The sequence below is a fragment of the Ercella succinigenes genome (genome assembly GCF_900002895.1).
This window is the reverse complement of record NZ_CDHP01000073.1, coordinates 64,400-89,207: the sequence shown is the minus strand read 5'-3', so window position 1 is coordinate 89,207 and position 24,808 is coordinate 64,400. Positions and strand designations below refer to the sequence as shown.

The 24,808-nt window shown below is 36.5% G+C and carries 24 protein-coding genes; 7 read left to right on the top strand and 17 right to left on the bottom strand.

The window, feature by feature from the left end; genetic code table 11:
- Positions 1-10: 10 nt before the first annotated feature.
- From AC0KSB_RS15695 to AC0KSB_RS15680, 4 genes are all read right to left on the bottom strand, one after another.
- A complete protein-coding gene (locus AC0KSB_RS15695) occupies positions 11-1,021 on the bottom strand; it encodes a LacI family DNA-binding transcriptional regulator (protein WP_472310861.1) in 1,011 nt (336 codons plus the stop codon).
- A gap of 30 nt (positions 1,022-1,051) precedes the next feature.
- Positions 1,052-1,888 carry a carbohydrate ABC transporter permease gene (locus AC0KSB_RS15690; protein WP_472310859.1) on the bottom strand — a complete coding sequence of 279 codons (837 nt, stop codon included), beginning with the start codon at positions 1,886-1,888 and terminating at the stop codon, positions 1,052-1,054.
- Positions 1,888-2,730: a carbohydrate ABC transporter permease gene (locus AC0KSB_RS15685; protein ID WP_472310857.1), complete on the bottom strand. Its 843-nt coding sequence runs from the start codon at positions 2,728-2,730 to the stop codon at positions 1,888-1,890. The genes AC0KSB_RS15690 and AC0KSB_RS15685 overlap by 1 nt, the downstream gene beginning before the upstream one ends.
- A gap of 102 nt (positions 2,731-2,832) precedes the next feature.
- Positions 2,833-4,215 carry an ABC transporter substrate-binding protein gene (locus tag AC0KSB_RS15680; protein WP_472310855.1) on the bottom strand — a complete coding sequence of 461 codons (1,383 nt, stop codon included), beginning with the start codon at positions 4,213-4,215 and terminating at the stop codon, positions 2,833-2,835.
- 290 nt (positions 4,216-4,505) lie between these two features.
- Between AC0KSB_RS15680 and AC0KSB_RS15675 the strand changes: the two genes are divergently transcribed.
- Complete coding sequence (locus AC0KSB_RS15675) at positions 4,506-5,729, top strand: helix-turn-helix domain-containing protein (RefSeq protein ID WP_472310853.1); 1,224 nt, start codon at positions 4,506-4,508, stop codon at positions 5,727-5,729.
- Positions 5,730-5,746: 17 nt separating this feature from the next.
- On the opposite strand, the gene AC0KSB_RS15670 is transcribed toward AC0KSB_RS15675, so the two are convergent.
- Both AC0KSB_RS15670 and AC0KSB_RS15665 read right to left on the bottom strand, forming a co-directional pair.
- Positions 5,747-6,082 (bottom strand): PadR family transcriptional regulator, encoded by a 336-nt coding sequence (locus AC0KSB_RS15670; protein ID WP_472310851.1) that lies wholly within the window; start codon positions 6,080-6,082, stop codon positions 5,747-5,749.
- Between the two features lie 173 nt (positions 6,083-6,255).
- Entirely contained in the window at positions 6,256-6,810 is a 555-nt protein-coding gene (locus tag AC0KSB_RS15665) for an SH3 domain-containing protein (RefSeq protein WP_472310849.1), read from the bottom strand.
- 117 nt (positions 6,811-6,927) lie between these two features.
- On the opposite strand from AC0KSB_RS15665, the gene AC0KSB_RS15660 reads away from it, so the two are divergent.
- The gene (locus tag AC0KSB_RS15660) at positions 6,928-7,569 is read left to right on the top strand and encodes a class I SAM-dependent methyltransferase (RefSeq protein ID WP_472310847.1); all 642 of its coding nucleotides are present in this window, start codon (positions 6,928-6,930) and stop codon (positions 7,567-7,569) included.
- A 90-nt stretch (positions 7,570-7,659) separates the two neighbouring features.
- Here AC0KSB_RS15660 and AC0KSB_RS15655 read toward each other — a convergent pair whose 3' ends face one another.
- A complete protein-coding gene (locus AC0KSB_RS15655; RefSeq protein ID WP_472310845.1) occupies positions 7,660-7,875 on the bottom strand; it encodes a DUF1858 domain-containing protein in 216 nt (71 codons plus the stop codon).
- A 337-nt stretch (positions 7,876-8,212) separates the two neighbouring features.
- Between AC0KSB_RS15655 and AC0KSB_RS15650 the strand changes: the two genes are divergently transcribed.
- On the top strand, positions 8,213-8,488 hold the full coding sequence (locus AC0KSB_RS15650; protein WP_472310843.1) for an HU family DNA-binding protein: 276 nt from the start codon (positions 8,213-8,215) through the stop codon (positions 8,486-8,488).
- A 55-nt stretch (positions 8,489-8,543) separates the two neighbouring features.
- Here AC0KSB_RS15650 and AC0KSB_RS15645 read toward each other — a convergent pair whose 3' ends face one another.
- The 3 genes from AC0KSB_RS15645 to AC0KSB_RS15635 form a co-directional block, all read right to left on the bottom strand.
- The gene (locus AC0KSB_RS15645) at positions 8,544-9,161 is read right to left on the bottom strand and encodes a sporulation initiation factor Spo0A C-terminal domain-containing protein (protein ID WP_472310841.1); all 618 of its coding nucleotides are present in this window, start codon (positions 9,159-9,161) and stop codon (positions 8,544-8,546) included.
- 131 nt (positions 9,162-9,292) lie between these two features.
- Complete coding sequence (locus tag AC0KSB_RS15640) at positions 9,293-9,556, bottom strand: HPr family phosphocarrier protein (RefSeq protein ID WP_472310839.1); 264 nt, start codon at positions 9,554-9,556, stop codon at positions 9,293-9,295.
- A 35-nt stretch (positions 9,557-9,591) separates the two neighbouring features.
- Positions 9,592-10,011 (bottom strand): hypothetical protein, encoded by a 420-nt coding sequence (locus AC0KSB_RS15635; RefSeq protein WP_472310837.1) that lies wholly within the window; start codon positions 10,009-10,011, stop codon positions 9,592-9,594.
- Positions 10,012-10,266: 255 nt separating this feature from the next.
- Here AC0KSB_RS15635 and AC0KSB_RS15630 point away from each other — a divergent pair, with 255 nt between their 5' ends.
- A complete protein-coding gene (locus AC0KSB_RS15630) occupies positions 10,267-10,521 on the top strand; it encodes a hypothetical protein (protein WP_472310835.1) in 255 nt (84 codons plus the stop codon).
- A gap of 240 nt (positions 10,522-10,761) precedes the next feature.
- Positions 10,762-11,142 (top strand): metal-dependent transcriptional regulator, encoded by a 381-nt coding sequence (locus AC0KSB_RS15625; protein ID WP_472310833.1) that lies wholly within the window; start codon positions 10,762-10,764, stop codon positions 11,140-11,142.
- A gap of 6 nt (positions 11,143-11,148) precedes the next feature.
- On the opposite strand, the gene AC0KSB_RS15620 is transcribed toward AC0KSB_RS15625, so the two are convergent.
- Genes AC0KSB_RS15620 through AC0KSB_RS15610 form a run of 3 tightly spaced genes read right to left on the bottom strand, consistent with a single transcriptional unit; the run spans position 11,149 to position 14,775 of the window.
- Positions 11,149-12,060, bottom strand: a complete 912-nt coding sequence (locus AC0KSB_RS15620) for an HAD-IIA family hydrolase (protein ID WP_472310831.1) — start codon at positions 12,058-12,060, stop codon at positions 11,149-11,151.
- Positions 12,060-14,105 carry an NAD-dependent DNA ligase LigA gene (ligA, locus tag AC0KSB_RS15615; protein ID WP_472310829.1) on the bottom strand — a complete coding sequence of 682 codons (2,046 nt, stop codon included), beginning with the start codon at positions 14,103-14,105 and terminating at the stop codon, positions 12,060-12,062. Before ligA ends, AC0KSB_RS15620 begins: the two co-directional genes overlap by 1 nt.
- Positions 14,106-14,148: 43 nt before the next feature.
- On the bottom strand, positions 14,149-14,775 hold the full coding sequence (locus AC0KSB_RS15610; RefSeq protein WP_472310827.1) for a hypothetical protein: 627 nt from the start codon (positions 14,773-14,775) through the stop codon (positions 14,149-14,151).
- A 312-nt stretch (positions 14,776-15,087) separates the two neighbouring features.
- Here AC0KSB_RS15610 and AC0KSB_RS15605 point away from each other — a divergent pair, with 312 nt between their 5' ends.
- The gene (locus tag AC0KSB_RS15605; protein ID WP_472310825.1) at positions 15,088-16,062 is read left to right on the top strand and encodes a diaminopimelate dehydrogenase; all 975 of its coding nucleotides are present in this window, start codon (positions 15,088-15,090) and stop codon (positions 16,060-16,062) included.
- Positions 16,063-16,205: 143 nt separating this feature from the next.
- Here AC0KSB_RS15605 and AC0KSB_RS15600 read toward each other — a convergent pair whose 3' ends face one another.
- Positions 16,206-16,439 carry a YdbC family protein gene (locus AC0KSB_RS15600; RefSeq protein WP_472310823.1) on the bottom strand — a complete coding sequence of 78 codons (234 nt, stop codon included), beginning with the start codon at positions 16,437-16,439 and terminating at the stop codon, positions 16,206-16,208.
- 125 nt (positions 16,440-16,564) lie between these two features.
- Here AC0KSB_RS15600 and AC0KSB_RS15595 point away from each other — a divergent pair, with 125 nt between their 5' ends.
- A complete protein-coding gene (locus AC0KSB_RS15595) occupies positions 16,565-17,452 on the top strand; it encodes a metallophosphoesterase (protein WP_472310821.1) in 888 nt (295 codons plus the stop codon).
- On the opposite strand, the gene AC0KSB_RS15590 is transcribed toward AC0KSB_RS15595, so the two are convergent.
- The 3 genes from AC0KSB_RS15590 to AC0KSB_RS15580 form a co-directional block, all read right to left on the bottom strand.
- Positions 17,434-20,625, bottom strand: a complete 3,192-nt coding sequence (locus tag AC0KSB_RS15590) for a diguanylate cyclase domain-containing protein (protein ID WP_472310819.1) — start codon at positions 20,623-20,625, stop codon at positions 17,434-17,436. The two genes, AC0KSB_RS15595 and AC0KSB_RS15590, sit on opposite strands and share 19 nt — an antisense overlap.
- Positions 20,626-20,643: 18 nt before the next feature.
- Positions 20,644-22,113: an extracellular solute-binding protein gene (locus tag AC0KSB_RS15585; RefSeq protein ID WP_472310817.1), complete on the bottom strand. Its 1,470-nt coding sequence runs from the start codon at positions 22,111-22,113 to the stop codon at positions 20,644-20,646.
- A 113-nt stretch (positions 22,114-22,226) separates the two neighbouring features.
- The gene (locus AC0KSB_RS15580) at positions 22,227-24,605 is read right to left on the bottom strand and encodes a glycogen/starch/alpha-glucan phosphorylase (protein WP_472310815.1); all 2,379 of its coding nucleotides are present in this window, start codon (positions 24,603-24,605) and stop codon (positions 22,227-22,229) included.
- Between the last annotated feature and the right edge of the window lie 203 nt (positions 24,606-24,808).

Here is a 24,808-nt window from a genome sequence, read left to right as displayed (position 1 = left end):
TATCTGTGACTTATCGACTGACTCTTTGCACACTCTCACCATGTACAAGCTGGAAAGGAACAATTTCATGCACAGGGGGACGACGATTATGAATTCTGTGAAGCAGCATTTCTACTCCCCTCTTAGCCATAAAAGCAGAATCCTGACGCACAGTTGTCAGTCTGGGAACACTGTAATGGGAAATTGGAACACCATCATAACCTACTACAGAAATATCTTCAGGTACATTTTTATTCATATCCTTTAATGCACGAACTGCACCGATTGCTATCACATCACTCATAGCAAAAATTGCAGTAAGTTTATTGTTACGCATTAGCAGTCTTTTGGTAGCACTATAACCCTCCGACATAGAATATCTGCAAGGCTCACATTGCCTTTCCGCATCAAAAACAAGATTATTCTTTGCCAGGCTCTCTTTGCAACCACAAATACGACTATGACTTATCTGTGTATAAGAAGGATTTCCTCCCAGTATACCAATTTGTTCATGACCTTGTGATACAAGATAGTCAATCACACCGGCAGAAGCAGCTTTATCATCTGTGGTCAGACTGGAAAGATTCTGAAAACCAAGACTACTGGCATTATTCGTCAAAAGAACGCCCGGTAATTTGATATGCCCAAACGACTGACGAAAATATTCAAGATCTCCTCCCAGAAATAACAGACCCTTAGGTCTCCTCTCCCTGATTAATTGTATAGCATAGGCAACCTCGTTGGCATCTTCATCAAGATAGCACACAACAGCGTCTTCTCCATTCTCCATCAAAAGAGCCTGTGCTTTTTCCAGGATATCGGCAAAAAGCATATTATTGGTACCTTTAACCAATATTGCTACGGAAGACTTTGCCTGCATTTTTAAATGACGAGCATTAGTATTAGGTTGAAAATTATGTTCTCGTACTACTGCCATGACTTTTTCTCTTGTCACATCGCTGACATCAGGATGGTTGTTTAGTACACGAGAAACTGTGCCTACACTAAAACCTGATAATCTGGCAATATCTTTTATAGTCATGTATTATCCGCCTTTCAAAAAAACTGTCGCTCAACCCTTTACCGCTCCGGCAGCTACACCCTTGATTATATGTTTCTGACTGCTCAGGTAAAATACTACCACTGGAATCACTGCCATGACAAGACAAGCCATAATTGCTCCCATATCAACACGACCGTATGATCCTTGCATATTCTGAATAACCATGGATATTGTACTATATTTATTGCGATCTAATGTCAGATATGGCAACAGAAAATCATTCCATATCCACATAGTTTCAAGGATGCCTACCGAAATATATGTGGGTTTCATGATTGGTAGTACAACCGAGAAAAAAGTTCTCAATGGTGTACTCCCGTCAATCATTGCCGCATCTTCTATTTCCAGAGGAATTGATTTAACAAACCCACAAAACATAAAAACAGCCAGACCGGCACCAAATCCCAGATAGATAATAATCAGACCCCATGGTGTGTTTAGTTTCAAACTGTCTGCTGTTCTGGAAAGTGTGAACATAACCATCTGAAAAGGTACAACCATAGAAAAAACGCAAAGCAGATAAAGGAAAGAAGTTAATTTGTTTTGCACCCGGGTTATGTACCAGGCAAACATTGATGTACAAAGCAATATAACAAGTACAGATCCGACTGTCATAATCAAAGTCCAGCCTACTGCAGCAATAAATTTATACTGATTTATTGCTGTTAAATAATTTTCCAGACCTATGAAAGTTTCATGATTTGGCAACTGAAAGGGAGTAAGGCTTATATTTGTTCTATTTTTAAAAGAATTTGCCAAAACAATGAAAAGAGGTGATGCATAAAAAATGCAAATGATAGAAAATATAAGTGTGGCTAAAGGATTAATAAATTTGCGTTTTTTCATTACTGCTGCACCTCCTTTGAACGTGTTAATTTAAGCTGAACAAGTCCTATACTTACCACCAGAATAAAAAACAGAACAGCTTTTGCCTGACCTACACCTTGCCAGCCTACTCGCCCATAAAATGTATTAAAAATATTCAGTGCAAGCATTTCTGTAGACTTCATGGGTTCACCGGCAGTCAGTGATAAATTCTGATCAAACAGTTTAAATCCATTTGTCACAGTAAGGAAAGTGCATATTGTAATTGCCGGCATTATATTAGGTATTATTACATGACGCATCCGCTGCCAGGAATTGGCACCATCAATCTGAGCTGCCTCAGCAAAATCTCCTGGAATTGCCTGCAGCCCGGCAATATAAATTATCATCATATAGCCTATTTGCTGCCAGCAAATCAAAATAACCAGCCCCCAAAAACCAAAGGTGGTACTGATTTTCAAAGTAAGATCAAAATGAGCCAGTATACCGTTAAATATCAACTGCCAGATATAACCTAGAACTATACCACCAATTAAATTTGGCAGGAAAAATACTGTACGGAAAATATTTATACCCTTAAAACTTTGTGTAAATGCCAGGGCTACTGCAAAGGCAAGAACATTGATTAGTACAACTGTTACTACTGTAAAAACTGCAGTAAATAAAAAAGCATTTACAAATTCCGGATCCTGAATCGCTCTGATATAATTTTTCAAACCCACAAATTCAGAATCTTTTACAGTTCTGAATTCAGTAAAAGAAAGATAAATACCTTGCAGAAAGGGCCAGATAAAACCGATTAAAAATGCTGCCAAAGTCGGTAAAACAAAAACAGGGAAATAACGTTTAATTGATCGTTCCATAAAAAGCCCCTCCCAATACTAATCCAGTATATATCTTTAACAGTAATGTGGGTAAACGAATCACCGCCTACCCACATCATAAATCCTCTATTTAAGAGAGTTTTAAGAAGCAGCAGCAGCTTTTTCTGTAGCCCAGCCATCAACAAAAGCATTCACAACAACATCCCAATTTGCATCGTTCTGGTCAGCAGCATAGGCAGTAAGTGCTGAACCAACTCCATTTTTCCAGTTTTCCGAAGGCATGGTAGAAAAATTCCACTGTACTGACTCCTTGCCTGCGGCAACATATTCTGAAGCAACATTAATCAAAGCATTTGAAGATTCAAGATTGCCTTTGAATGGTATAACAAAACCCATACCTGCATCTCCGGAAGGCATTGCTCCTTCTCCGCCACAAAGAGCCTTGATACCAACATCAGAACTTACACACCAGTATATAAAATCCAGAGTTGCCTTAATGTCTTCTTCAGAAGCATCCTTGTTAACACACCAGTAATTCTCTGTGCCTGTGCATAATCCTTGATTCTCTTCTCCCTCAGCACCAATATATATTGGCAGCATTCCCAAAGTATCGTCACCAAGCACAGCTATATCTCCATATGCCCATGTTCCATTCTGATAGAAAACAGCTTGCTCAGATACAAATTCAGCAGTAGCATCATCCCCCGTTTTTGCACTAAGCAAGGTAGGTGCTACGGTTGAATTATTAATGTAAAGATCCCAGATTGCTCTATAATTGTCAAGATAGGTTCCTTTTATTGCATCAGTATCACTTATACCATCAGCTTTGTATTCGTAATAAATTGGCAAATTAGCCAGATGTGTTTTAAAACGCCAGTCAGAAGATCCATCCATGCCGGCAGATGTAAACGCGGCAAATCCTAATTCATCACTTCTTGCAGTAATATCTTCTACTACAGATTTAAGAGTAGCAAAATTAGTAATGTCATCTTGAGAATATCCAGCTTGCTGTAATAAATCTTTGTTATAGATTATGCCATAGGTCTCTATAACATAAGCTATACCAGCCATGGATGTTCCATCCATAAGAGCAAAAGCAGAATCACTTAATTCACCTGCAACATCTGAACCAGTAAGGTCATAACAATAATCTTTCCAGTTTGCAAGTCCCACAGGTCCGTTTACCTGGAAAAGTGTTGGTGCCTCACTCTTACCCATTTCACTCATCAGAGTTGTTTCATACTGACCTGAAGCAGCTGTAATAACCTTAACTTCCACACCAGTTTGTTCAGTATAAAAATCAGCCAGTTCCTGCCATTGTGCATCCTGCTCAGGTTTGAAATTCAAATAATAAACTGAGCCGCCGCTGCCAGAAGTGGTTTCTTCCGGAGCTGCAGTGGTAGTTTCAGCACCATTGCCTGAAGCTGTTGTAGTTGTAGTGGTGCTATCACCACCAGCACAGCCTGCTAAAATAGAAATTGACATAATGGCAATCATGCCTAGAGATAATAACTTCTTTTTCATTTTTTTAACCTCCTGAATTTTGGTGTCGCTTCCTGGAAACGTTACTGGAAACGTTTCATCATTTTTATGACTTCATCATAACCACATCAATATCATTTTTCAATACTTTTTCTCTTTTTATTCAAATACCATGATAATAACCACAAAACAACTTTTTATTTGTGCATAGCAAACAAATAACCCTTTTAAAAAAACTTATTTATCTTTGAGTAATAATTAGACGGGCATTGTCATTAGATATATTTTTCAGCTAAAATACATCTAATGGTCAATATTTGCGGAGGTATTTTGTGAATATAAATTCGGAATCAAGTTCAAATGATATCAGCTCAAAACAAGCGGATTGTATTTTAACCAGAAATAGCAGAAAAAAGCTCGATCTGTTGGAATCGGTTTGTAAAGATGTTTCTATTCTAACCGGCATACCGGTTACTTTATTTGATCGCAACGGAAATATTATTTTCAGGAGTATTTCTCCACTAAATGCTCATGCAAAAAATGCAATATTAAATTTACGCAAATGGTTTTTTAAACAATTAAGGAGTCGAAACCCTTCTTTTATCAAGCCACAGGCACCTGGTCCTGTTATATTTTCTACTGGCAATGATCGTTTCTGGTCTGCTATATCAATGAAGCCAACAGTTTGGTCTCAGGATCTTTTGCTAATAGGTCCTGCTCGCCCTGATCATGCAGAAGGGGCTTTGCAGCTCTTGTCAGATATTGTCTGCCTCAATTTACATAATGAAAAGGCTAAATCAATTGACTGGATTGATAGCAGTCGCAAACAAGTAGAAACCATGGTTCACAAAGATTTAAGAAATAGTAAATTAATCGGTAAGAAAGCATTTTCTTTGCCTGCAGAAGATTGTCAGGAGCAATGTATACTTGCAATAAAAACTGGTGATCAGGATAAATTAAAAGCTTCACTAACTTTATTGAATAATCAATATGAAAATATTTCCAACAAACAACTACGTTCATCTAAAAATAATTCTCTTCTTTTGGCACAAAGAGCTGTATCAGGTGCAATTGAAGCTGCTTTGGATAGTGATTCGGCAAACGGAATTTTATCAGACTGGTTATATAATATCGAAAATTGCCAAACAGCAATTGAAGTATTTAACTGGATCAGCAGTCTTTTTTCAGAATTATGCCTTCAGGTAAAAGAACAATTGCAGGCAGCCTGGACACAACCGGTTAGATTATGCCAGCACTATATACAAAGAAGAGTTTACAGCAAAATAACCCTTGAAGATCTTTCAAGGTATACAGGTCATAATCCCGGTTATCTGTCAAGACATTTTAAGGAAAAGACAGGAGAATCAATATCTTATTACATTCAAAAGGTAAAAATCGAAACAGCCTGCAAACTTCTTAGATTCTATAATAAACCAATTGCTGATGTTGCAATTATGCTGGCATTCAGTGATCAAGCTCATTTCACAAGAGCATTCAGACAAATAACAGGAACAACTCCTCTTAAATTCTGTAAGACACCCGAAAACGATAATTAACATAAAAACGGTTTCAATCAACCAGGACGAGACATCTCAATGGGGTCATGATCAATATTATCTGATAATTCAAGCATATATCTGCGTGCCCTACGCAGCTCTATGCGTCCCTCATCAGTAATCCTATAGTACTTCCTAACTTTTCCTTCAACATTTTCAAAAAAGTGGTTAAGTAAACCTTCTTGTTCAAGATTATGCAAAATAGGATATACAGTTCCAGGGCTTAGCTTATATCCAAGAGCAGACAATTCATCAATCAGCCAACTGCCATAAAACGGCTCCTGATTTGCCTTATTAAGTACATGCAAGCAAATAAAACCCTGAAATAATCTTTTGCGCGTTATACCAGACATTGTGCCGTATCCCCCTATGCTGATTTTCGTCAGTACTCTTTCTGAACAATAAACTTATCAGTTAAAAGAACTGCTAAATAAACCTTCCCTAATGTTATATCGACCATATAGAGAAAAACTTTAATAATTATTATTTAATAGCAAGCACTTTATTCAACTGATTGCGAAAGAAATTAATCAGAAAGAGGGACTAATGATAAATATGAATTATAAGCAAAACCTCGATTTCCATCTGGTAAAATTATCTCAGACCACTGACGGCTAACTGCAATTCTCTCCAATGCGTCTCCATAATAAACCTCTGTTATTATGGGATAATCGGTAGAAGGACCGCTTCTAATGTTAAGCCAGCTATTATCAACAAAGACCCAACTGCTGTCTTCATACCATTTTATATCTTCTGAAATATCAGCTCCGGAGTTTTCGTCTGATTGGTTATTTTCCGAAAAATTATTGTTTGAATTATCTATTACATTTTCATCCTTTGAGATATCGTCTTCAGATCCATTTTCTGTTATTTCAGTCTCAGAAGATATACTTTCCATATCTGTTTTTCCATCAGCACTTTTAGTCGGATAATTTGAATCTTGTTCTTTTTGCCAGCTGCAGCCTGCAAAAACAAAAAGAATTGCGCACGCAATAAATATCGTTGCAGATAAACGCACCTTGAAATAAGATTTCTTTGAAATATTTTTGTGTATCAAACTATCCATCCTTTTGTACTGCATCTAAAATCCTCAATTTACAAATTTTCCCCATAAGCTTAATATATACAGGCATAATACAATTTTTGTTGTAAAGAAATTCTTCTTTTGGTTATCATTTTAGCATAGGCAGGTGATATTATGAACAAACTCATTTTTTCTGATGAAAATGTAAGTCTTGTCTTTGAAACAAAAACAGATTTATTTTCCCCGAATTTTTTTGATCCTGGCACTCTTGCAATGCTTAATCAGATCAATTTTGTAAAAAACATGAAAGTTCTTGATATTGGCTGCGGTTACGGTCTGGTAGGATTATATGCTGCTTATCATTGCGGTTCAGAAAATATTTGGATGATTGATAATAATCCTTCAGCCGTAGAAGCAAGTCAAAACAATGCAAAACTCAACAATCTGAACATATCAAATATCTTCCATTCGGACGGTATGGAAATACTCTTACCGGAACAGGCTGGTTCTTTCGATTTGATACTTAGCAATCCACCATATCATACCGACTTTAGCGTGGCTAAGAGATTTATCGAAAAAGGCTTCAGGCTATTAAAAATACATGGACAAATGGTTATGGTCGTCAAAAGGCTTGATTGGTATAAAAATAAGATGATTTCAGTTTTCGGTGGGGTCAAAATAATATCTGATGGAGGATATTTTATCCTTCTTTCAGAAAAAAGAGACACTGATTCCTTAAACAGAAGCAAATCAAAAAAAACAAGCACAACAAAAAAACATCAGAAAAAAATGAATAAAGGAAAGCAAAAACTCTGAAAAATATAATTCTTCAGAGTTTTTACGCAAATTGTCATCTGTCTTTGACTAATTATTAACTGTTCATGTGTATCTGATTAGAAAAAACTATTATGCTTTCTCTTCTTCTTTACTTTTTAAAAACTCATTAAGCTCTGCGATCAAACTGTCACAATCTATTCCATGTACCATGCATGCTTCTTCAACTGTTTCTCCAGATGCCATAACGCATCCAAGACAGTGAAGTCCATTTTTGAAAAAAATAGGAGTTGTTCCCTGATCAAGGTTGAGCACTTCCGAAATAATCATATCTTTTGTAACTATCATGTAAATTTCCTCCCTGTACCATACAGCACCAGTTCTCTCAATACAGTTACCGATCCTAAAAGCAGTCACTGCTAAATTTTTTATTCCATGACATTTTACATTATTAAATCAGCATAAACAACCATTGTAATTATTTCAAATTTAATTTTAGCATTGGTTACACATATCGACAAAATTAAATTAATCTCTTGCTACAATCTGTCAAATTTGTTCTTTTGGGTAAAAAAGATCATAAATATCCTGATTTCAGGTAATTTTCTTGTATAGATACTTGACACTAGTCAATGATTCGTATGATAATATGGCAAGAAATATCTCCCAAAGGAGGCTCTTATCCATGAATAAAACTGATTTGATCGATGCAGTTGCAAAGGAAACTAAATTGAGCAAGAAGGATTGTGAAAGCGCAATCTCTGCTGTGCTTGATTCTATTACCAATGCACTGGCAAATGAGGAAAAAGTTGTTCTCGTAGGTTTTGGTACTTTTGAGGTTCGCAGACGCGCAGCTCGTAAAGGACGTAATCCTAGCACAAAAGAAGAGATCAAAATTCCTGCATCAAAAGCACCTGTTTTCAAAGCTGGTAAAGGTTTGAAAGACAAGGTTAACAATTAATTTGGTTACATCTTGTTAAGGTAATATAAGAGACCTGATTGTGTTCTGAAAATTTTCAGACAGGATCGGGTCTTTTATTTCTTTCGATTTCTCTCATATGTGCAATTGTAAGATCATGTAGATAGCAAATTGCCGTAGTGTTTGAATATGTTGACAATGGCTTATCACAACAAGTTTTAAGAGCATAACGAATATCACGTTCAACCTGAGCTGGTTTAACCTTGAAATCAGCAGCAGTTTCAGGATACAGGGTTTTACTTACAGGTCTTAGCAATGATGGATTGGCGGCAGTCTGCTGCAGCATATATCTTAGATAATGATAACCCTTCAAACGAGGTTTAATCATAACAGTTTTAAGTATTTCGTCAACGGAAGAATGTATCAAATGAAGCTGATAATTAATACTATCTGCTTCTCTGCAAATGAGTTTGTCTGCAACTTCACTGATGCGTCTTGCAGCATAAGGTGAACCTTTGCGTCCGTCAATCAGGTATTGAACCCTGCCGGCGGTATCCATAAGTCCTACCGAACCAAATCTGTCAACTATACTGGTTACACGTTGCAGCAGTTCCTGATCAGAAGCCGCAATATAAAAACCTAGCTTTTCCTGTGCGTTTCTTTTAGTATTTATAAAACTATCATTATCAGATTTATTATGATTGTATAAATTCAAAATAGCCACCTCCGCAATCATATTGCATGACACAGCTATTTTTACACACCTAAACATGGCTTCCCATAGATTATTTTGAAATTTTTGCTTTTTTCTATAGTTCTTAATTAACATATGATAAAGATTAAACACTATTCGGTAAGTGATTCGATAAAGTCACATAAAGACTTCAGTGTATTTTCTTCATCGGAACCTGAACATTGTATTTCCAAACAGTCCCCATATTTAAAATTTGCTGCCATTACATCAAGTATTCTGTCGGCATCTATTGTTTGATTATCATCCGTTATTAGTAAAACTTTGCTTTGATGCTTTTTGGCTATAGCACAAAATTTACTTGCAGGTCTGGCATGAAGACCAGATGGATTTGATAGTATAATTTTCTTTGTTTTCATATAACTCTACCTGTCAATCAAAATATAAACAATTATTAATTACTTACAATATCATTTGGTTCAGTTGTTACCGGTTCAAGAGATATTACAAATCTACTTCGAGGAGTATATTCTATTCTGTACAAAATATTTGTTTCCGGCATTAAAGCAAAAGGATTATAGTAAAAATCAGCATCATCAATCCGGACAATGTTTTTTTCAATATCATTTTGTGCAAATTCTATTTCTTCAACCTCAAATCTGCCGGTAGCAACATAAACAAGATCCATTATTCTTGGTATTGTTAGCTTGATACAAAAAAAGATGAAAACAAAAGAAAGCAAAACTGGTAACAAAAAACTTATTGCATGTCTATTCTTATAAGTATTATTTACCTTGATTCTATAAATAATCAGAAGGAATAAACAAAAAGAAATAATCAGACATAAAATAAGACTATAAAAATAATATAACACCTGATGTCTGTGCCTCCTTTATTGTATAATTCCCACAGAGTTTATTAAGCAAGAGTTTTAAGATTTATTTTATATACAAGATAAAATAACTAAAAAAACTGTCTGATGTTGATTATACCACATACAAATGACAGTTTTTGCAAACAAAGTATACTATTAATGCCATAAAAATTTAACAAAAATCAAACATTAAGTACATCGACCAGGAGTCGATTTTCATGTAGAATTAGCCATACACTAGGAAAGGAGAACAAAATGATAGGAAATATTGATATGATAAAAGAGTTTACGGATCTTATTAATCAAAGTAAAGGTAAAATAGTATTCCTTACACAGGAAGGAGACAGGCTTGTTGCCGATAGTATGCTGTCAGCACTGGTAGGGTTTGCAACTATCCTTAATGCTGCTCAAACTATACCTTTTACTTTCACTTGTGAGCATGAAGATGATCACAGAAAGTTGCAGTCTTTTCTAAAAAGACATAATTTGCTTTGCCAGCCAGCCAGTTAAGGCTGAGTCTGGAGCGGCATTTTGTTTATAAATTTTCATAAATGTTTTGTGGGCAAGCCAGAGGCTGCTTTTTTTTTGTTTTTTTGCCATATTTTATTGTAATAAAATTTTTACAGCGATAATTAATGTAACACATATAACAAGCATGAAAAAACCAATGTAAACAAGGACAGAAAAAAATATATGTGATAGAATAAATATCGTGAGAAATAATAAAAATTAAGATTTGAGGTGTACAAAATGTCGTCTGTTGTGCTCAGTCCTGCCAGCGAAGATTATCTGGAAGCTATATTACTTTTAGCTGACGATGAAGGGTGTGTAAGATCTGTTGATATTGCAGATCACCTTCAGGTGTCAAAAGCAAGTGTTAGTAAAGCTATCGGAATTCTGAAGCAAGCAGGTCTTATAGATCACGATCATTATGGGCTTATTAAGATGACAACAGAGGGTAAAAACCGAGCAAGAGAAATTATGCAAAGGCATAATATGCTCAAAAGATTTTTAACCGATGTGCTTCACATTGATGAAGAAACAGCTGAAAATGAGGCTTGCAAAATGGAGCATGCGATAAGCAATGAGACCAAGGATAAGTGGATGGAATATCTTCGCAAGGTTTTATAAACCTCTCTATTTGTTTACTTTTTGAATCAAAGATGCTAACTGCCCGATATCTTTTATAATGATATCGGGTTTTTGTGTGGATTCGTTTATTTCATCTAAACTGGTTTCTCCAGACAGTACGGCTATTCCAAGAATATCTGCTCTTCTTGCTATTTCCAGGTCTGTGTACAAACGATCTCCCACCATTGCCAGTTCATTTCTGGCAAAACCTCTATCCTTTAGTACCATATCCACCATCGCTGTTTCAGGTTTACCAATCACAATTTGTGGTTTTATTGATGTGCAAGCCTCAAGCATTGCTATAATTGACCCACAGTCAGGTAATACCTTATCATTTGCCAACGGGCATACCAGATCAGGATTAGCTCCTGCCCAGGGAACACCAGAACGTATATAATCACAGGCAGTGTCGATTTTCTGATAGGTAAGAGTTGTATCAAAGCCGACAACAACATAATCTACAGGCTGTGCTTTTTTATCAACCAGATTGAATCCTGCTTCTTTTAGAGAAAGTTCAAAGTCAGGCGTACCCACAGCATATAAACTTCCTGAAGAAGATATTTTCTCCCGCAGATAAATGATCAAAGCATCTACTGATGTAAGCATTTGCCTGCGACCGACATTGAAGCCTAATTTTTGCATTCTTTGGACATAATAATCAGCATGTCTTGAAGAATTATTGGTTAAAAAAATAAATTCCTGATTTTTTATTGTTTCAAAGAAATTTTTTGAACCTGGCAAAGCATCATCTTCAAGAGAAACTGTTCCATCCATATCCAGAAGCCAACAGCGAACCTGCCCCAATCTAGCCATTATATTCTTATTCTTGGCAATTCTATCAGGTTCTATATCCTCTATGGAAATAAAATCACTATATTCTGCTTTTTCCAATGTTTTTATGTTTTCTTCCTTGATCATTATTTCTCCTTTTCTCCTAAAGCAGTCTTTCCTGTAATATCTAATAAATGCTTCAGTCCAGCTTCGTCAATTATCTTTATTCCTATGCTTTTTGCTTTTTCAAGCTTGCTTCCTGCTGCTTCTCCTGCAACTAAATAATCTGTCTTTTTTGAAATAGCACCTGTAACTTTTCCACCTGCCTTTTCAATCAGTTCACGAGCTTCTGATCTTGTCAATTGAGGCAAAGTACCTGTTAGAACAAAAGATTTTCCTGCTAAGTATTGTGAATCAGTATTTTCTGTATTGTAAGAATTCTCTTGATTAATTTTTACACCTGCAGCTTCAAGTTTACTTAGTAAAGATACTGTTTGCTCTTGCCTGAAAAAATTACAAACAGAATTTGCGCTAATCAATCCTATATCTTCTAATAATACAAGGTCTTCAGGTTGGGCTTTTGCCAATTTACGCAAATCAGGATACGATTTGGCAAGAACACGTGCAGCCTGCCTGCCAATATTCCTAATGCCAAAACCGGTAATAAGACGATCAAGAGGTTTAGTTTTTGCCTGCTCAATCGCTGAAAGTAAATTATTGACGCTTTTTTCACGTCCAATGATTTTTTGTTCCAACAAATACTCCCTGTGATCGGATAAAACAAAGATATCAGCAAGACTTTTGATCAAACCGGCAGACATAAGGGCTTCGACCGTAGCAGGACCCATACCTTCTATATCCATTGCATCTTTGGAAGCAAAATATATCAGATGTCTCGTCAGCTGAGCCGGGCAGTCTGCACCAACACAGCGAAGATCTGCACCATCTTGCTCTGCAAGAGTTCCACAAGCAGGACAATGAGTAGGAAGCTTAAAGTTTTCAACCCCTTCTTTTTTTAAATCTTTTCTCACGGAAAGAACAGCGGGAATTATATCTCCAGCTTTTTGCACGAGAACAGTATCACCTTTAGCTAATCCTAGTTGATTGATATAATCCTGATTATGTAAAGTCGCACGGCCGACAGTGGTACCAGCAAGCAGAACAGGTTCCAGAATTGCCATTGGTGTTATTTTCCCGGTTCTGCCCACCTGAACAATAATGTCTTTTACCTGGGTCTCTTTTTGCTCGGGAGGATATTTGTAGGCGACTGCCCATCGAGGAACCTTACTGGTGGTTCCAAGCCTTTCACGTTCAGCTATTTGGTCTAATTTAATAACAGCACCATCTATGCCATATTCCAAAGCAAATCTTTCTTTACCTATATTTTCAACAGCGGAGATAACTTCTTCTGTGTTTTTGCAAACAAAAAATCCAGGACTCACCTTAAACCCTAGTCTTTCAAGCCAGTCTAAGCTTTCAGAATGTGTTTGAGGATAAGGATCACTGCAATACTGAACATTAAACACAAAAAGCCTTAACCCTCTTGATTTAACAATTTCACTATCCAGTTGCCTTAGTGTTCCTGCCGCACAATTTCTTGGATTTGCAAAAATTTTGCCACCTATTGTTTCCTGTCTGGCGTTTACCTCTTCAAAAGTTGAAACAGGCATGTAGACCTCGCCTCTCACTTCCAGATCAGATATAGGTTCGGTCAACATCACAGGGACATCTTCAATCATTCTCAAATTCGCTGTAATATCTTCTCCGGTAGAGATACCATCACCTCTTGTCATCCCAAGAACAAGGCGACCGTTTTCGTAGCGCAGAGCGACTGATAATCCATCAATTTTCCGCTCAACAACAAAAACCGGATCATTAACATCTCTTTTGATTCTTGTTACAAAATTTTCTATATCTTTCTTATCAAATACATCCTGTAAACTAAGCATCGGAAACCTATGAGCTACAGGAGGCAGATTTTTCCCAGCTCTGCCACCAACTTTTTTTGTAGGCGAATCAATATCACTAAACTCCGGCCAGCTTGTTTCAAGCCAGCGCAAGCGCTGCATCATCTGATCATATTCCTGATCAGAAACAGTAGGATTATCTTCATCATAATATCGACGGTTATGTTCTTCTATTTCTTTGCGTAAAGATAATATCTGTTTTTTTATATTCTCTGTTTCCGACATAATACTGCCTCTTTTTCATATTAATATTTGATTTGTTAAGTTTTTATTTGGCTCTGTTTTTACTTAAAAAAACTATAGGCAAAATTGCACAAACGGAAGGGAAAATAACCCATACCTGCCAAGGAATATTGAGAAAAGAATCAAGATGCATGATATCTTGATATTTATAACCGGCAAAAAATACATTTAATATTTTTGCAGTAAAATCCGACCAGGAAAAAAGCAAAAACAGAAAGCTGTCATAAAGAAGCCAGACTGGTAAGGCAACTATAAAAGCATCTGATAAAAAAAGACCAGGGGTTTTGTTCTTAATTAGCAAAAATAAGAGTGCAAGTGCCAAAACAGCAGCAATTGGCAAAGATACATCATACAACTGATTATTTTTGATGCAGATAATAAGATGATGTATCAATACTGCCAAAGAAAAAAACCCTGCCAGATAAAGTCTGAATTTTTTCCGCCCTAAAAAAAGGAATAAACAGGTCAAGCCCCCCATAATCGAGTATTTTAAAAGCACGGTTACGGCCAAAGGCAAACCGGTAATCTGAAAGAGCATGTTCAGTCCATCGGAAATCATGTCTGCAAAATACAAAAAAGGAGTTGCATATATAAAACGCCACAGCAATAGTATTACGACCATCATCACAACGGTTCTGGTCTGACTTTTCATGGTATACCTCCGACACTTCGATAATCTGTATCCGATATATTCTACCTTATCAGCTGATAGGTTTACAACTTTGTTTAACAAAGATCTACAGAAAAGAAACTTGTATTCTAAATTGCAGCTTATACTTGCAAATGAATGATCTGTATTCTTTTCCTGCATAATGTATCATTTACCACTGCATATCTATTGCTATTTATGATAATATGTATTGCGTATTTGATTTTTATATGATCATCACTGTCATTTCAGTCTGATTGAGGGAATCTTTGCTGATAAGCAGCAGATCATAAATTTTTTTACAGGAGTGATTAAATGATTAAAATTGGTTTAGCAGGTTATGGAAACTTGGGAAAAGGTGTTGAAAAAGCAATAACAAAAAATAAGGACATGTCTCTTGAAGTGGTGCTTACACGTCGTGATCCTCAAACTCTGAAAATTGAATCATCTGCACCTGTTGCTTCAATGACAGATGCGGTAAAGTGGCAAGATAAGATTGATATTATGATTTTATGTGGTGGTTCAGCTACAGATTTACCTGTGCAAGGGCCTGAAATGGCTGCATTGTTCAATACAGTTGACAGTTTTGACACACATGCAAAAATTCCTGAATACTATGAAGAAGTAAATCTTAAAGCTCTGGAAGGAGATAATCTTTCGCTTATATCATGTGGTTGGGATCCAGGCCTGTTCTCCTTGTCAAGAGTGCTTTTTAACAGCATTCTCCCAGAGGGCAAAGATTATACTTTCTGGGGCAAAGGCGTTAGTCAGGGGCATTCTGATGCTATTCGCAGAATCGACGGCGTTATCGATGCAAGACAATATACTGTACCATATGATGATGCTATTAAAGCAGCTAAAAGTGAGTCAAAACCAGATCTTACAACCAGGCAAAAACATCGTCGTGATTGTTTTGTGGTTGTAGAGGATGGTGCAGATAAAGCTGCTATTGAAAAAAGCATCATAGAGATGCCAAATTACTTTTCAGATTACAATACAACGGTTAACTTTATCAGTATGCAGGAATTAAAGTCCAAGCATAACGGCTTACCGCATGGTGGTTTTGTAATCAGAAACGGGGAAACATCGGAAGAAAATAATCAGGTAATACAATTTTCACTTGAGCTTGACAGCAATCCTGAGTTCACTGCCAGTGTTCTTGTAGCTTATGCCAGAGCAGTCTACAGACTTGCTGCCGAAGGCAAAAGGGGTGCAATCAGTGTCTTGGATATTCCTTTTGCTGCTTTATCACCACTTGATGCCGGTCAGTTGCGTAGAGATTTTCTCTAAGGAATATAATAGTCAAATAGAATCCTGAAACTTTTTAATTAATTATAAAAGAAGTAAAAAGCCCCGATTACTGAAGAAAATCAGAAATCGGGGTTTAATAATTTTTTAATATGTTTCACTTAATAGTATCTGCAGATCAATGTTTAAATTTCATCAAGATCAATTTCATCAAGTATTTCTTTCAAAACTGCCACTTCTTCATTGGTTAAAGATATACCCTTACCCATTTTTTCATGTTCTGGAGCCCAGTCTCTAATATCAAGTTTAGGTTGTCCATCATTCCAGCTCACAAGATTCACCTCTCGGCTCCATCCTGATCTGCCAGCGCTTAATTCGCCAAAAGTTTTGATTACCTCGTATTTAAATTCCTTAGCCATATAAACCTCCATTCTATCGGGTTGCCCGATCTGGTAAAATTAATAACGATTCATTTTTTTTAAAAGCTATTGTATAATTGCCAAATAACTGACGCCATTATAACATACGAAATGAGTGTACAAGCTTGATAATTATAATAATTAAATTTTTTCTTTATATAATTCTAGGGGCAGGAGTAATTCTGCTAATTATTGGTTTGATTGAACCTCATATTTTAAAAACAGAATTTGTTAACTGGAAAAACAAAAATACTCAGGCTGGAGAAAATATCAGAATAGCTCTTATTAGTGATATTCATGCAGAATATAACTTTGTCAAACCTGCTAAATTATGTGCCGAAATAGAAACTGCCAGACCTGATCTGATACTTTTTGCCGGTGATTGGACAGCCTCCTATAAACAAAAACATTTCATCAGAGTTCAGAACTGGCTTCGGAATATTTGTCAGACAGCTGAAAAAATAGAAATACCTTTTCTGGCAGTACCTGGTAACCATGACAATGACCAAATTAGAGAAATTATATCTGACAGCAGTAATATCTGTGAGCTGCTGGTAAATAAAACAACTTTGGTTTCCGGCAGAGATGGCAGCAAATGGCGTCTTACAGGTCTTGATGATCTAAAATATGGCGATCCTTTTTTCCCGGAAATTCCAAGCGAAGAAATTTTGCGAAGCGAAAAAAACAGCGCTTTTTCACCAGTCATTCCAGAGGAAAAACATATTGTAATAGCACATAATCCTGATACTATTTTGCTATTAAAAAACAAACCCTGGCAGTATTTTCTGTGTGGACATTTCCATGGAGGCCAAATTTGGGCACCTTTCAAACTGGAGTTTAAAATGTTCCGTCGAGAAGCAATGGCTTCTCAAGGCTGGTATCGAGGTGAAAGAGATTTTTCCGGAAAAAAGGGCTATATCAATCGTGGTCTTGGTTGTGTGCTCATGCCTATAAGATTATTTTCCAGACCAGAAATAACAATAATTGATATTAGCTATCCAAAATCAATCTGATTATTATTCTTGTTGATAAGTTTAATCTGTTCTTTGATTTCGTCTTTTATTTCTGCAGATTTTATGGCAGGACGCCCTATATAGTATCCTTGAATATAATCTATACCGAGAGTTATCATAGTTTCCAGCTCACCTGCAGTGGAAATACCTTCAGCAATAGTTTTTATTGATCTTTTTTTACAGTATTCAATCATTGTTTCTACTAATTTTTGTCTATGTGGATCACTTTCTATATCACGCACTAAAGAAATATTAAGTCTTATGTAGGTCGGTTTACTATCTGCAAACAGATGTCTGTTCAGTTCAAGGCTATCAAAGCCAGACAGGGCAAGCTTACCTTTATATTTGCGGCAGCGTTTGCAACAACATTTATATATTTGTGAATTAACAATATCCGACGAATCCACAACAAATATTATGCGGCCTACCAGATTGGGAAAAAACACGTCCTCAAATCCCGCATTTCGATCAAAAGATAAACCACCTACAAGTCTTTCATCAATCTTGGCTGGTTCAGAATCAGCAGTATACTCGCCTTGCAGCTTAGCAGATTTGTTCACAGAATCAACATTTGCCTCAACTGCGAGTCTGCAGCTATAACCCTCGAAAAGATGCAAAAAAATCTTTAGGTTTTTCTTTTTATTATCAGAAATATTTTCCTGATACCATTTTGATGCATTTTTTATCATTAAAGCTTCAATTTGAGATAATTTTTGATGTTCAATTGCAATTCTTATTAAATCAAGAGGCAGATTTATTCGCTCATGCAAAGGCCTTATCATCAGATCATATGCAATAATCTCTGCTGTTTTTGCACTGATTACAGGCTGTGCTGCATATTCAAGCAGATTATTTGCAATAATTTCATCAAGATCTGCTTTTTGCTGCAATTTAAGCTGATTAAAAGTATATTCCTGTCTGTTAAACCATGTCAGTCCATCTTTACCGCTTCTTTTACGTTGATACATAGCGAAATCTGCATATTCTATCAAATCAGAAAGTAAACTTGAATCATCCGGATACCAGGCGGCACCCATTGACATTTGAAGTGTCACACTTTTCTGATCAGGCAAATATAATACTTCTTCATGTATTAATGACAGTACAGAATTACATTGATCAATAATCTCTTCGCGACTATCACACAAACCAAGAAAAACAGCAAATTCATCACCGGAAAATCTGGAAGTCAAACCTTTTTCTTTTCTGAATTTACTAATAAAATCAGCAGCCATCTGCAGGTATTGATCACCAAATTGATGCCCGTAATTATCATTGATTTTTTTCAGATTATCTAAATCTATAAAAATCATCAACCCATATTTTTGATTATTATTTCTTATCAGCTCATTTACACGTCTGGTAAAAGCAGCTCTATTCAACAGTCTTGTTAAATCATCATAATCTCTTTCCATGATCAAGCGGCGGTTATTCAGGACTTCTTCACTTACTTCCATTATTATACCTGAAACACGTCCCTGATTTTTGGCCTGACGTAAACGAAGCCATTTTACCTGATGATCCGGACTTTTCTGCCACCTATACACACTATCAAAATCTTTTTCAGGTTTTGATAAAAGCAGGTTCATCAGAGAATTCCAGGTAGAGAGCGCAATACTAGTATGCAAATCAGACCTTATTTCAAGATCCAATAAATCTGCCATGGCAGAAGATATAATTACAATATCCTTTTCGGGTTGCTCTTCAAAACTAGCAATCGGCAAATCAACCAAGTCTATAATCGCAGCAGTTTTGAAACTTGCTTCAATAAGGTTCTGATTCATCTGTTCAATAGCTCCTGATAGCAGATCAATTTCTTTGATCTTAAACCTAGGCAGTTTTATTGCATTATCAGATAATTCTGATCCCTGGCCTTTCATTTTTGAAGCAAGAAGAACAACTGGCTTTGTTAATGTTGTTCCAATAATCAAGGCAGCTAGCAAAGCAAGACAAAGAGCAATAAAAATAACAAAAATCAACCGATCGAATATTTCCGTTGAAGGCCGTGCAAGTTCCGATTCAAGAGCCATTTCTGCAATAATCCATTGATTACTGCGGTCAAAATTATTATTGCCTGATAAACTGTGTATCGGCTGTAATGTCACAATATATTTTTCAATATTCTCTACATCAATATCCAGATTGTAGAAATTGCGTGTGCCATCATCTACAGGAATCAGATTTGCTTCGATGATATCATTATTATCAGCAAAAGCTGGACTTATTATCTGCTGTATAGTCGGTTTTGCCAAAGTATAATTCAAAAGCAGCAAATCATGATCTATTAAACGTCCTATAAAAAAAGATCCGCTACCAAAGCCGGGATCTATATCCGGTAGTTGCTCAAGAAGCAATTCAGGACTTACTTCTATACCAATAAGGGCAAAAACTTTGCCTTCATTATCTAACAATGGCAAAGTATAAACCATCTTTAATTCATTATCTTCTGTATCAGAAATTGTATTTTTAGACTTTTCTGTCCAGAAAGAATAGTTAACAGGCAACCGAGAAAAATTACCACTTCTGTTTGCCTGCATAATTATTGTTTCTATGCGTTCATTAACCTTGTTAATATTAAAGGCAGGACTATCTACATAATCACCATAACGTAGTCCCCAGAACCTTGACCAGTCAGAAGCCAAAGCAATATTTTCCGATCCGGCCCATAAAGCAGAGCCATATATTAACTGCAGATCGTTTTTATCCGGAGAAATTAGATCAGGCTCAAAATCTTTAATATGCAGCCCCTCTTTAGTTTGAGAATTATGCACAGGGCTTGCATTCCAGACAATATATGCTCCGTTTACTCCTCTTAACTGTGCCAGATCCAGAATAATTGAACCAGCCAGATTGTTGAGTATTTCCGCCTGATGCTGATCAATAATATATGTACCATTTTCGGATATTTCCATCTCGCTGAATAAAACCATCGCCTCTTCACGAATTTGAGGAACCGCTCTGTCTGCTTGATTCATGACAGAATCAAGCTGTTTGTCAATATCATCTCTTCTGCTCTGAAGCTGATTACTAAGCATATTCTTAAATTGGCGGTCTAGACTTTGAAGTGTTTCTGAATTACTAAAACTAAGCGCAATAAAAGCTCCTGTCAGAAAAATGATCAAGAGCATAGGAATGATTATTCTGATCCTTATTGACAGCAAAAAGTCTGGCATTTTATTCTCCACCTCAAGCTAGCCAATTTTCATTATTCTGATCGATAAATCAACATACCATGATTCAAATGCTGTTGACCCCATCAATTGCTTCATCAGATCATCAGCACTACGACCATTTTCAAGACCTTCTATATAATCGAGTCTAGCATTTTCAGCATGCTCAAGCAAGCTTGTCTCAATTATCCTGCGAATCTCAAAACTGTTTTCAAAAGCAGGATATGAGTACAAGGTATAACTTTGAATTTGGTTTAGTGATTGATTTAGTGATTTGACGGAATTACTCCCAAGATCATAACCCAAATTATCTAGGTCAAGGTAGTCCCGCAATAGCTGGCTGTTAATTGCATCATTAGTAACAGGCAGATAACCTGAAGATAGTGCCGCATCAATATTTTGTTCTGGGCGTGTCAGCCAAAGCAAAAAAGCAGCAGCAGCAGCTTGCCTGTCCCCTTGCATAGTTAAAATACCAAAACCAGCTCCTTGCAGAACACTTATAGATTTGCCGCCTTCAAAAACAGGATATGGCAGCACCTCAAATGTTATATCGACGGCCTCTCCTTGTTCGGAAATAACACTATCAGGTAAATATATTCCTCCGGATGAAGAAATAACCGCCGCAGCCAATTTACCGGATTTCAGATCATCTGTTCGGAAGCGCCCATACGCACCAAAATTCCCAAGAACCATATTAGGGTAATAAATATCCCATAACAGTCTTAAAACTTCACGGTCTAAACTAACTTTATATTCTTTGTGTTTTTTATTTATCAAACCTTGCCCAAGTTGTTCCGAACCAACAAGAACATAATTAGCCAAAGAATCAAAACCTATAAAGGCTTCACCCTTACTCCATCTATTATATTCATCTGCTACAGATACAATATTTTCCCAGCTTCGCAGACAAGATGCGGGATCAGCTTCGTATCCGGCAGAAATTGCAAACTCTCGCCATATATCACGGTTGATCACAAGTACATCAGTGGCTTTTGCCCATGGTAGAATATAGAGGGACTTATCCGATCCTATATAACCTTCGGCCAAAAATTCAGACGGGTATCTTTCCAGATCAGTTATTGTAAGAAACCTGCTGATATCAGTCAGACCAGAACTCATTAGAAGCTTATATGCCATATCACCATATAAAGAAGATATATCCGGCAAATCATTACTATCCAAAGAGCCAATATTATCAAGCGAATCGGCAAGTTCTTTTATTGATCCCTTGGAAAAAGCATTAATGACAACATAATTGTCCTTGCCTACAGTCTCATTATATGTCTTCACAAGCCGTTCAAACTGTACTTGCTGATCACCAGAGTAATAGTGCCACAATTGCAAGGACATAATTTCCGGTTCTGCCTTTGCACCACTGCCGACAGACATAAAACTTTTTTCACAAGCAGATAAAGAGAAAAAAACAAACCAAACCAGGCCGATCACTAAGATCAGCCTGGTTAATCTTGTTAAAGTAAATTTTCGCGTCAAGCGGCTACCCCTCCGATGTCAGGTACTTCATTAAGGTAAATTCCCTTAAATTATCAAAAATTATACAAAACACCAATATTATGACAAAATGTTATCTTTATAATAGCATTTTGTCAAATTTTACAAGAATCGATCTGCCAAATTTCCCCCGCATATTCAGCAATAGTTCTATCTGAGCTGAAACGACCGCTAAGAGTTATATTAGACCAGCATTTGCGAGCCCATTCCAGTTCATTTTTATAATCCTTCTGAACCTGTCTGCGAACTCTGCGGTAATCATCAAAATCACCAAGCACATAAAAAGGATCAGCAGGCTGCCAACTCGAACCCTGCAACAAGCCGTTATATATATCCTGAAACATGCCTGTGTGACCATCATCGAATGTACCGTCAACAAGAGTATCTACACAACGCTTCAAACCAGAAATGTTTTCATACTGCCAACGAGCATTGTAATACTGCTTTGTAGAAGGGAAGTCTTCAACCTTACAGCCAAAAACATAACAGTTGCTATCTCCTACAGCCTCCGCTATTTCAACATTAGCTCCGTCACATGTCCCTAAAGTCAGTGCACCGTTCATCATAAACTTCATATTGCCTGTTCCGGAAGCTTCCATTCCTACAGTTGAGATTTGCTCAGATACATCAGAAGCCGGAAATATTCTCTCAGCTCTCGAAACATTATAATTATGCATAAAAACTACTTTGATCTTCTGACTTACAACAGGGTCATGATTAACCATTCGTGCAATTTCATTTATAAATTTAATAATTGCTTTAGCACGGAAATATCCAGGAGCAGCTTTGGCACCAAATAAATATGTAGTTGGCACAATATCGGCATCAGGGTTCTCTTTTAGTGTAAAATATTGATCCAGAATTTCAAAGGCGTTAAGAAGTTGACGTTTGTATTCATGCAGACGTTTTATTTGCACATCATATATTGATCCTGGGTCTATAGTGATATGTTCTGTTTTCTCAATATAATCGGCCAGTTCAACCTTGTTCTTTTTCTTTATGGCAATCAATTTTCGCATTACTGAGTCATCATTTCTCATATGCTCTATTTTTTCCAGTTCAGATAAATCTGTTACCCATGAGTCATTGCCTGAAACTTCTGTAAGCAGTTCGGCAAGTTCTGGATTACACATCCTCAACCAGCGTCTTGGTGTTACACCATTTGTTTTATTACTGAATTTTTCCGGCCATATTTTATAAAAATCATTTAGCGTTTCTCTTTTTAAGATATCTGTGTGCATAGCGGCAACACCATTTACAGAGTAACAGCCATACACTGCAAGCCATGCCATATGTATTTTCCCATCACCTACAGGTGCAAGATAATTTATTTTATCTGCATGTAATCCGAAGGAATGGGCATCTTGTCTGAAAAGAGCATCAATTTTATAAATAATATCAAGTATCCAAGGGAAAAGGTATTGGAATATACCTATATCCCATTTTTCCAAAGCCTCTGCTAAAATAGTATGATTAGTATATGCAAATACTTTTTTGGTAATAGACCAGGCAGTATCCCAATCCATATCATATTCAGCTGTCAGCAACCGCATCAATTCAGGAATGGCAATAACAGGATGTGTGTCATTTAACTGAATGCTATGCATTTTATCAAGATTAGAAAAATCACCTTTATATATTTCATTATGTTTTTTTAGAATATTCTGTAAAGAGGCAGAAACAAAGAAATATTGTTGTCTTACACGTAAGACCTTTCCATCATATGAGGTATCATTGGGATATAAAACCCTGTATATATCATTTACTCGATTACGGGAAATAACGGCATCGTCAAATCTTTGAGAATTAAAAAGATTAAAGTCAAATTCCTCTGCAGGTTCAGCTCTCCACAATCTCAGTGTATTTACATTATCGGTACCAAAGCCCGTAACCGGCATATCAAAAGGAACAGCATATACATCCATATCCTGATAATGAACCTTAACTTTATCCTTTTCCCTTCTAATCATAAAAGGGTATCCTCTTTCCATCCAGGCATCAGGAAACTCTTTCTGAAAACCATTCTCAAATTCCTGACGAAACAAGCCATATCGATACAAAATACCATAGCCAGTTACAGGATAATCAGCGGTAGCACATGAATCAAGAAAACAGGCTGCAAGCCTGCCCAGACCACCATTACCTAGACCTGGGTCTATTTCCTCTTCTTCCAGCGATTTTAAATCAAAACCAAAAGAACTTACTGCATCTTTAACAGCATCATACAGATCTAGATTTACCAGATTATTAACAAGTGATCTTCCCACCAAAAATTCTGCGGAAAGATAATGAGCCTGTCTTACACCTGAATAAGCAATATCTGTTTTTTCCCAGTTCGGAGCCAGCATTTCCATTACAGTTCTTGAAAGAGCCAGCCAAAAATCACGTGGCTGACATCGATCCGGGCTGCAAGCTGATTCCGCCATGAGATGGGCAGAAATTCTGGATTTAATTGCTTCAATATCTAATTTCATAATAGTCCTCCATTATCTGTAGGCTACTTGCAAAAAGTACATACAGAAATTTTATCATTTCAGCTAATAACCAGCAAAATTTTTATTTATTGTTCCACCAAATAATATATCATTGCTGTTTATTATGACATATAATACCATAAGTGATATTTACAGATCTAACAAGACAGATTTTTGTTAAACAATTGTGTCTTCAGATACAT